Annotated in this window: 8 protein-coding genes and 1 pseudogene; 5 read left to right on the forward strand and 4 right to left on the reverse strand. The window is 54.4% G+C overall.

What is annotated here, in order from left to right:
• The 5 genes and pseudogenes from PHD44_RS11735 to pyrF all read left to right on the forward strand — a co-directional run.
• Positions 1-831, forward strand: a pseudogene (locus PHD44_RS11735) (3-phosphoshikimate 1-carboxyvinyltransferase); the annotation flags it as partial.
• Complete coding sequence (gene cmk / locus PHD44_RS11740) at positions 828-1487, forward strand: (d)CMP kinase (protein ID WP_300191959.1); 660 nt, start codon at positions 828-830, stop codon at positions 1485-1487. The pseudogene PHD44_RS11735 and the gene cmk, both read left to right, overlap by 4 nt.
• A 114-nt stretch (positions 1488-1601) precedes the next feature.
• Positions 1602-3284, forward strand: a complete 1683-nt coding sequence (gene rpsA / locus PHD44_RS11745; protein ID WP_300191961.1) for a 30S ribosomal protein S1 — start codon at positions 1602-1604, stop codon at positions 3282-3284.
• A 182-nt stretch (positions 3285-3466) separates the two neighbouring features.
• Entirely contained in the window at positions 3467-3772 is a 306-nt protein-coding gene (locus PHD44_RS11750; protein WP_290677414.1) for an integration host factor subunit beta, read from the forward strand.
• A 9-nt stretch (positions 3773-3781) separates the two neighbouring features.
• Positions 3782-4498 carry an orotidine-5'-phosphate decarboxylase gene (gene pyrF / locus PHD44_RS11755; RefSeq protein ID WP_300191964.1) on the forward strand — a complete coding sequence of 239 codons (717 nt, stop codon included), beginning with the start codon at positions 3782-3784 and terminating at the stop codon, positions 4496-4498.
• A 68-nt stretch (positions 4499-4566) separates the two neighbouring features.
• Here pyrF and mltF read toward each other — a convergent pair whose 3' ends face one another.
• The 4 genes from mltF to PHD44_RS11775 form a co-directional block, all read right to left on the reverse strand.
• Positions 4567-6105 carry a membrane-bound lytic murein transglycosylase MltF gene (gene mltF, locus PHD44_RS11760; RefSeq protein ID WP_300191966.1) on the reverse strand — a complete coding sequence of 513 codons (1539 nt, stop codon included), beginning with the start codon at positions 6103-6105 and terminating at the stop codon, positions 4567-4569.
• Positions 6106-6166: 61 nt separating this feature from the next.
• Entirely contained in the window at positions 6167-6910 is a 744-nt protein-coding gene (ubiE, locus tag PHD44_RS11765) for a bifunctional demethylmenaquinone methyltransferase/2-methoxy-6-polyprenyl-1,4-benzoquinol methylase UbiE (RefSeq protein ID WP_300191968.1), read from the reverse strand.
• A 27-nt stretch (positions 6911-6937) separates the two neighbouring features.
• Positions 6938-7366, reverse strand: coding sequence for a DUF971 domain-containing protein (locus tag PHD44_RS11770; RefSeq protein WP_300191970.1), 429 nt, complete (start codon positions 7364-7366; stop codon positions 6938-6940).
• A 17-nt stretch (positions 7367-7383) separates the two neighbouring features.
• Positions 7384-8046: AAA family ATPase (locus PHD44_RS11775; RefSeq protein WP_300191972.1), on the reverse strand; the 663-nt coding region annotated here is incomplete at its 5' end.

Genomic DNA, 8046 nt, shown 5'->3' on the forward strand with positions numbered 1-8046 from the left:
CAGGTCAAATCCTGTGTTCTGCTGGCCGGGCTGTATGCAGAGGGCAAGACCTGCGTGACGGAACCGGCGCCAACGCGGGACCACACCGAGCGTATGTTGACTGGGTTTGGTTATCCGGTGGCGCGCGAGGGTTCGACGGCGTGTCTTGAAGGTGGCGGCCAACTCATTGCCCGTCAGATCGATGTGCCCGCAGATATTTCATCGGCTGCCTTTTTCATGGTGGCGGCCAGTATCGCGCCAGAGGCCGATATCACGCTCGAACATGTGGGCATGAATCCAACGCGCACCGGCGTGATCGATATTCTGAAACTCATGGGCGCAGACATTACCCTGCTCAATCCATGTGAAGTAGGTGGGGAGCCAGTCGCGGATGTCCGGATCAAAAGTGCGAAGCTGCGTGGCATCGACATACCCGAAGCGCTCGTTCCGCTTGCCATCGATGAGTTCCCGGTGTTGTTCGTTGCGGCGGCCTGTGCCGAAGGGCGAACCGTCCTGACGGGTGCCGAGGAGCTTCGCGTGAAGGAGTCTGATCGTATTGCCGTCATGGCCGATGGGCTCAACAAATTGGGCGTCAGGGCCACGGCCACGCCGGACGGCCTGATTATTGAAGGGAAGGGGACAAACAGCCTGCCCTTTGGTTCTGCAGAAATATGGAGCCAGGGTGACCACCGTATCGCCATGTCCTTCGCCGTGGCGGGCTTGCGCGCGGCAGGCACGATCACGATTCATAACTGTGAGTTCGTCGAAACCTCATTCCCCGGATTTGCGGATCTGTTTCGTCGCTGTGGCGGTGGTCTGATCGATCAGCTGGCTTCGGAGGAACGCGCATGATTCCGGTCATTACGATTGACGGGCCCAGTGGCTCTGGCAAAGGCACATTGGCAAGGCGTCTGGCCGAAAAACTCGGTTTTCATCTGCTGGATTCCGGTGCGCTGTACCGCTTGACTGCTTTGGCAGCCCGGAAGCGGAACATCGATCTGGATGATCCCGAAGTGGCTGCCGTCGCGCAGACACTCAATGTGCATTTTGATCCAGATGGCGCAGCCTACCTGGACGACGCGTGCGTCGACTCGGAGTTGCGGACGGAACAAACCGGCGCAATGGCTTCAAAAATTGCAGCGCGGCCCGACGTGCGTGCGGCGTTGCTAGCGCGTCAACGGGCGTTTGCAGAAGCACCGGGGCTAGTCGCCGATGGCCGCGATATGGGCACCGTCGTCTTTCCGGATGCGCCTGCCAAACTTTTTTTGGACGCCAGCGCAGAAATTCGGGCCAAGCGACGTTATAAACAGTTGATCGAGAATGGTTTAAGTGCTAATTTAGCCGCCCTCGTCGACGAGATACAGGCTCGGGATGATCGGGATCGCAATCGGGCAATCGCGCCCCTTGTTCCTGCCGAAGATGCCCTGGTGGTTGATTCCACGCATCTGTCGATTGAGGCCGTTGAAGCCCGGATGATGGAATTCATTCGCGCGCAAGGTGTTGTTTGATTTAACGCAACTGCTCGGACTGCCAACCCAGGGACGCGGAATGGTCAGCCTTTTAACCACCACGACAGACAGTCATTCGGAGCGTCTGGTCGTATTTTTTGGAACGAAGTATTCATGTCAGCTCAAATTGAAAGTTTTGCCGATCTCTTTGAAGAGAGTCAAAAAAATGCAGTAATGCAGCCGGGTGCCATCATCGAAGGCACCGTCGTTGCCATCAATGGCGATTTTGTCGTCATCGACACGGGCCTGAAATCTGAAGGTGTGATTCCCGCAGCCGAGTTTCTTGATGAAAACGGCGAGTTGACCGTCAAGGTTGGCGATAAGGTTGATGTCGCACTTGAGTCGGTTGAAGATGGTTTCGGCGAAACCAAGCTTTCACGCGAAAAAGCATTGCGTGCCCGCGCGTGGACAGCGCTTGAAAAATCTTTCAAGAACGAAGAAATTGTTACCGGTCGCATTACCGGCAAGGTCAAAGGTGGCTTTACCGTCGAGATGGGCGAAATCCGTGCGTTCCTGCCGGGTTCACTCGTCGATGTGCGTCCGATCCGCGATACCACTTACCTCGAAGGTAAGGATGTCGAATTCAAGATCATCAAACTCGATCAGAAACGCAACAACGTTGTGGTGTCACGCCGTGCCGTTGTTGAGCAAGAGTACAGCGCCGAACGCGATGCGCTGCTCGATCAGTTGCAGGAAGGCATGGTTCTGCGCGGCGTAGTCAAGAACCTTACCGATTATGGTGCGTTCCTCGACCTCGGTGGCATCGACGGCCTGCTGCACATTACCGATATGGCGTGGAAACGCGTCAAGCATCCTTCTGAAGTGGTGAACATCGGTGATGAAGTTGACGTTAAAGTATTGAAGTTCGATCGTGAACGTAACCGCGTATCACTGGGCATGAAGCAAATGGGTGAAGACCCATGGAGCGATCTGGCTCGCCGCTTCCCGATCGGTAGCCGTATGTTCGGCAAAGTGACCAACCTGACAGACTACGGTTGCTTCGTTGAAATCGATAACGGTGTTGAAGGTCTGGTTCACGTTTCCGAAATGGATTGGACCAACAAGAACGTCAACCCGGGCAAGGTTGTATCAGTAGGCGACGAAGTCGAAGTCATGATTCTGGACATCGACGAAGAACGCCGCCGGATTTCTCTGGGCATGAAGCAGTGCCAGTCCAATCCTTGGGATGCTTTTGCTGCTACGCACCAGAAGGGCGACAAGGTTAGCGGTCAAATCAAGTCGATCACTGACTTCGGTGTGTTCATTGGCCTGGATGGCGGTATCGATGGCCTGATTCACCTGTCTGATCTCTCCTGGAACGAACCAGGCGAAGAAGCCGTGCGTCAGTTCAAGAAAGGCGAGGAAATCGAAGCGGTTGTTATCGCAATCGATCCGGAGCGCGAGCGCATTTCTCTGGGCTTGAAACAGCTCGAAAGCGACCCGATCGGCGACTACACAGCCGACAACCAGAAAGGCAAGATCGTGAACGGTACCGTTCGCGAGGTTGATGCCCGTGGTGCGGTGATTGATCTGGGCGAAGGCGTGGAAGGCTACCTGCGTGCCTCCGACATCTCTCGTGATCGTATCGACGATGCACGCACCGTCCTCAAGGAAGGTGATGCCGTTGAAGCGAAAGTGATGGGCGTCGATCGTAAAAACCGTATGGTCAGCCTCTCTATCCGTGCCAAGGATTCTCAGGAAGAGTCCGAAGCAATGGAAGAACTGAGCAGCCGCGCGACCGTCAGCAACCCGACCTTGGGTGATCTGCTGAAAGAACAGCTCAATCGCTCTGAATAAGAGAACGGATTAGCTTGAAGAAAAGACGCCATCATGTGATGGCGTTTTTGATTCATTAGTTTGGGTTTGTCCGTTGAAACCCAAACCATTTTTTCAAAGCAGATTTTATTGAAACATTCTTCTTCGACAAAATGTAACGTACTCAACGTGGTCACTAAAACCAAAATTACAGGATGACTGGCATGACAAAATCAGAGTTGATCGACCGCCTGGCGGATCGTCAGAAATATCTTTCACTTCGTGATATTGATACATCGGTAAAACTGATGCTCGATGAGATGATCTCCTCTATGGCTCGCGGCGATCGGATTGAGATTCGCGGTTTTGGCAGCTTTTCCCTGAATTACCGCAAGCCGCGTATCGGCCGTAACCCGAAATCGGGTGAGAGTGTTGCTCTGGACTCAAAATACGTCCCTCATTTCAAACCCGGTAAGGAATTGCGTGAACGGGTTAATGAAAAAGCGGGTCAAGCCATTCGCGGCGAATAAGACATAACCATGTCAGAGACCGCTCTTCAACCTCGGCTTTATGTAGCGCTGGATTTTGCCGATCCGAAGTTGGTTGAGCCCTTTGTCGATCGGTTGAATCCCGGTCATTGCGGGCTCAAGGTGGGAAAAGAACTGTTTACCCGGGGCGGGCCTGATCTGGTTCGTCGTTTGGTCCATCAGGGCTTCCCTGTTTTTCTGGATCTCAAGTTCCATGATATCCCGCATACAGTCGAGCAGGCCTGCAAGGCGGCCTGTGATCTGGGTGTGCGTTTGGTCAATGTTCATGCAAGTGGTGGACGTGCCATGATGGCTGCTGCTCGTCGTGCGGTGCCGCAATCAGCGGATTCACCGGCCCTTATCGCTGTAACGGTGCTGACATCAATGGACCAATCCGCTCTGGCCGAGGTGGGAATTACCCGGCCACTGGCGGAGCAGGTGTCCATGCTCGCGAGTTTGGCTCAGCAAGAAGGATTGGATGGTGTTGTCTGCTCTGCTTGGGAAGCGAATAGGATGCGTCAAATTTTCACGCAACCCGTGCCTGCGATCGTCACACCGGGCATCAGGCCGACTGGCGCAGCGCTTGATGATCAATCCCGTGTGATGACGCCGTCGGAAGCTATCTTAGCTGGCGCAACGTCCATCGTGGTGGGTCGCCCGATCACGCGTGCTCCTTATCCTGCCGAGGTAGTCAGTGACATCCTCGCCAGCATGCCTTCAAGCGACTGATTTACAAAGATCAAGCCCGATAATTCCACACTGCAATATCTATCGACATGAGTGACGTTCTACCGAGACTACTGTTTCGCGTCTTGAATGAGGTTATGTTGTGTTTCGACCCAGATCATCAGGTCGTGCAATGCACGAATGTTCTCGACATATTGGATCGTTTCTTCCCCACGGGCATACCCATTGCGTAACTGCCGGTAATACTTTGGATTGGATAACAGAGCCAGCCGTTCACGGATGTCTCGCCACCGATTCGGATCACCGCCCTGTAGCTTGGTCAGCTTGATGGCATCAGTCAGATGGCCGATACCGATGTTATAGGCGGCCATGGCAAGATAGGTACGGTCGGGTTCCTTTGCGTCGTCCGGGATGAGTGCACGAAGTTGATCCAGGTATTTTGCGGCAGCCATGATGTTCTTCACGGGGTTGGCCGGGTCGATCAGACCGATATCCTGTGCGGTCGGTGCCGTGATCTGCATGATGCCGTATGCGCCCATGTGGGAGCGTGCCTCAGGATCCCATTTTGATTCCTGATATGCCATCGCTGCCAACAATCGCCAGTCAATGTGGTATTTCGTCCCCGCAGCCTTGAATGCAGCGATATATGGTGAAATACGCTTGTCCACATCTTCGATGAACTGTTGCGCCAATTGCTGATCGAGCTGTTCGAACTGGGCGTAGTGACGATCGATCAGGTTCTTGAGTTCATTGTTGGCGCGTATGGTGGCAAAAAACTGGCGTGCCTTGTCCAGCAGGGATTCATCGGCGAGGCGCGAAAAGGCCCACGCAAAAGAAACTGGAGGCCCAAGGTCGGTTGCCACCTTGATTTTGTCCGATAATTTTTGCCCGAGCATGGCTTCATGCGACAACACAATGCCGTAATCGACCGTACCCTTTTCCAGTGCTTCCAGTGTGCCGAGACTGCTTTCTTCCAGTTTGATGCGAATAGCATAGCCGTCGTCTGGCATGGCACTGTTATCAGTTGGGTTGGCAACATCATGTGATGCGATATTGAGCAGGCCATCCTTATTGCGCTCATCAAGCCAGTGTTGGTTGCTGGAGCCTTGTTCCACAGCAAGGGTGGCGTTGCCGATATCCTGAAGACTTTTTGGTTTATCCACGCCTTGACGATAGATCAGCTGTCGTCGTACGGATAAATAACTCGGGCCATAACGAAATTTGTTTTCTCGGGCGAGATTTACCACGAGCCCTGCTGCCGCAAAATCAACTTTGTTTTCGGCTACGAGTTTGTAGGCGTTATCAATGTTCTTGGCGACGATAAATCGAACACCCAAACCCAAGCTGGCCGCAAAACGGGTAACAAGGTCGTATTCCAGTCCTTGAGGCTGGTTCTTGTCTGGAACATAAATGGTGGGGTTGATCAGGGTGGCGACGCGCAGATATCCTCGATGACGTACCTGCTCAAGTTGCGGCGCCTTTTCGAATGAACGGCTGATGCGCTCATCCATGGCTGTTGTACCAAAGGGGGCAGGGGGGTAAGCACTCAGCCACCAGATCAGCGGTGCAACAACCAGTGCGGATACACCTAGAATCCGTAACCACCAAGGCTGCCTTGGTGGTGCTCGTGTCGGTTCAGGTTGTGTCATGAAACGTCCGGGGCCCTGGTTGACCGGATGCGCTGAACTGCCTTATTCGTGGCTGACATCGTCAGTATTTGTAGCCGATGTGAAGCGCCACCACTCCCAGCGTCAGATTATGCACATCAACGTGGTCAAAACCCGATTCGATCATCAAGGCTTTCAGTGCCTCCTGATCGGGATGCATGCGAATGGATTCGGCGAGATAGCGGTAACTATCGGCATCTTTGGCCAGAATTTTTCCAAGCGCGGGCAGGGCGGTGAATGAGTAGAGATCGTAGGCTTTACTGATCAGTGGCGAGAAGGGCTTGGAGAATTCGAGCACGACGACCCGTCCGCCCGGCTTGATCACGCGTGCCATTTCACGCAGCGCCATGCCTTTGTCTGTGACATTGCGCAGCCCGAAACCGATGGTCACACAGTCGAAATGATTGCTCGGGAAGGGAAGGTACTGCGCATTGGCCAGACAATAATCGACGTTGCCGACAACACCGGCATTGTCGAGCTTGGCCCGGCCTTCGTGCAACATGCTTTGGTTGATGTCGGAGAGAATGACCAGTCCCTTCTCGCCAACCATGCCGGCCATTTTCAAGGCGAGATCGCCCGTACCGGAAGCAAGATCCAGCGCGCGCATTCCTGCCCGTAGTCCGGTATGCTCCAGTGCCACGCGCTTCCAGAGTCGATGAATGCCCAGCGACATAGCATCGTTCATGACATCGTAGCGGTTGGCTACGGAGTCGAAGACACGGCCGACCAGTTTGGCCTTCTCTTCGACCGGCACCTGACGATAGCCAAAATGTGTCTGTTCACTCATGCTGGACTCCAGAAGTAACGTAAATGATCAATTTTCCTGATTATCGGCCAAAAGGTCTTTGATCAACAGGTTTTTGGGTGCTTTGGCTGTTGCACGTGAAAGGCCCACGGCTTCCAGGCGCTCAATATAGCGTTGCCACATGGCGTCCTTGTTCAGGCAGAAATCATGCAGCGTATTCCAGTCGTACAGGCCGCTATCATGGCCATCATCAAACACCAGTTTGACCGCATACCGTCCCACCGGTTCGATGGCCACGATCTTGACCTGTTCCTTGCCGATCACCAGCATGGCCTCGCCGCCGCCATGACCGCGCACTTCGGCCGACGGGCTGAATACCCGCAGGAATTCAGCAGAGAGCGTGCCTTCGGTGCCATCTGCGAAACGCAGGCTGATGGTCTGTTGGCGTTTGTGCCATTTAAGATCGGTGAGGCGCGTGTTGGTATGGGGTTGTGGCATGTTGTTCGCCCGAAGCTTTATAGAATGAAGCGGCTGAGGTCTTCGTCCTCGGCCAAGGCGCCCAGACGTTGATCGACGAAATCGGCATCGATGTTCATCGTCTCACCACTGCGTGTATCGGCCTCGAAGCTCAGTGCTTCGAGCAGGTGTTCCATCACGGTGTGCAGACGGCGGGCCCCGATATTCTCGGTGCGGCGATTCACCTCAAAGGCGATTTCAGCGATCCGGTGGATGGCTTCGTCACTGAACTGCACGTTGAATTGTTCGGCTGCCAGCAAGGCGGTGTGTTGGCGAATCAGCGCCGCATCCGGCTCGGTTAGAATCCGCACGAAGTCTTTTGCCGATAAGGCTTCAAGCTCGACACGGATCGGCAGGCGGCCCTGCAATTCCGGGATGAGGTCCGACGGCTTGCTCAGGTGGAATGCGCCGGAAGCTATAAACAGAATATGGTCGGTCCTGACCATGCCGAGCTTGGTGTTGACGGTCGAACCTTCGATGATGGGCAGCAAGTCGCGTTGCACGCCTTCGCGTGAGACTTCACCACCGCCGTATTCTCCACGTTTGGCCACCTTGTCGATTTCGTCGATGAACACGATGCCGTGCTGTTCCACCCGTTCGAGTGCCTGCGCACGGACTTCTTCCTCGTTGACCAGATTGCCGGCTTCCTCCTCCGTCAGCAG

This window comes from Halothiobacillus sp., from assembly GCF_028710545.1.
In the GTDB taxonomy this organism is placed as follows: domain Bacteria; phylum Pseudomonadota; class Gammaproteobacteria; order Halothiobacillales; family Halothiobacillaceae; genus Halothiobacillus.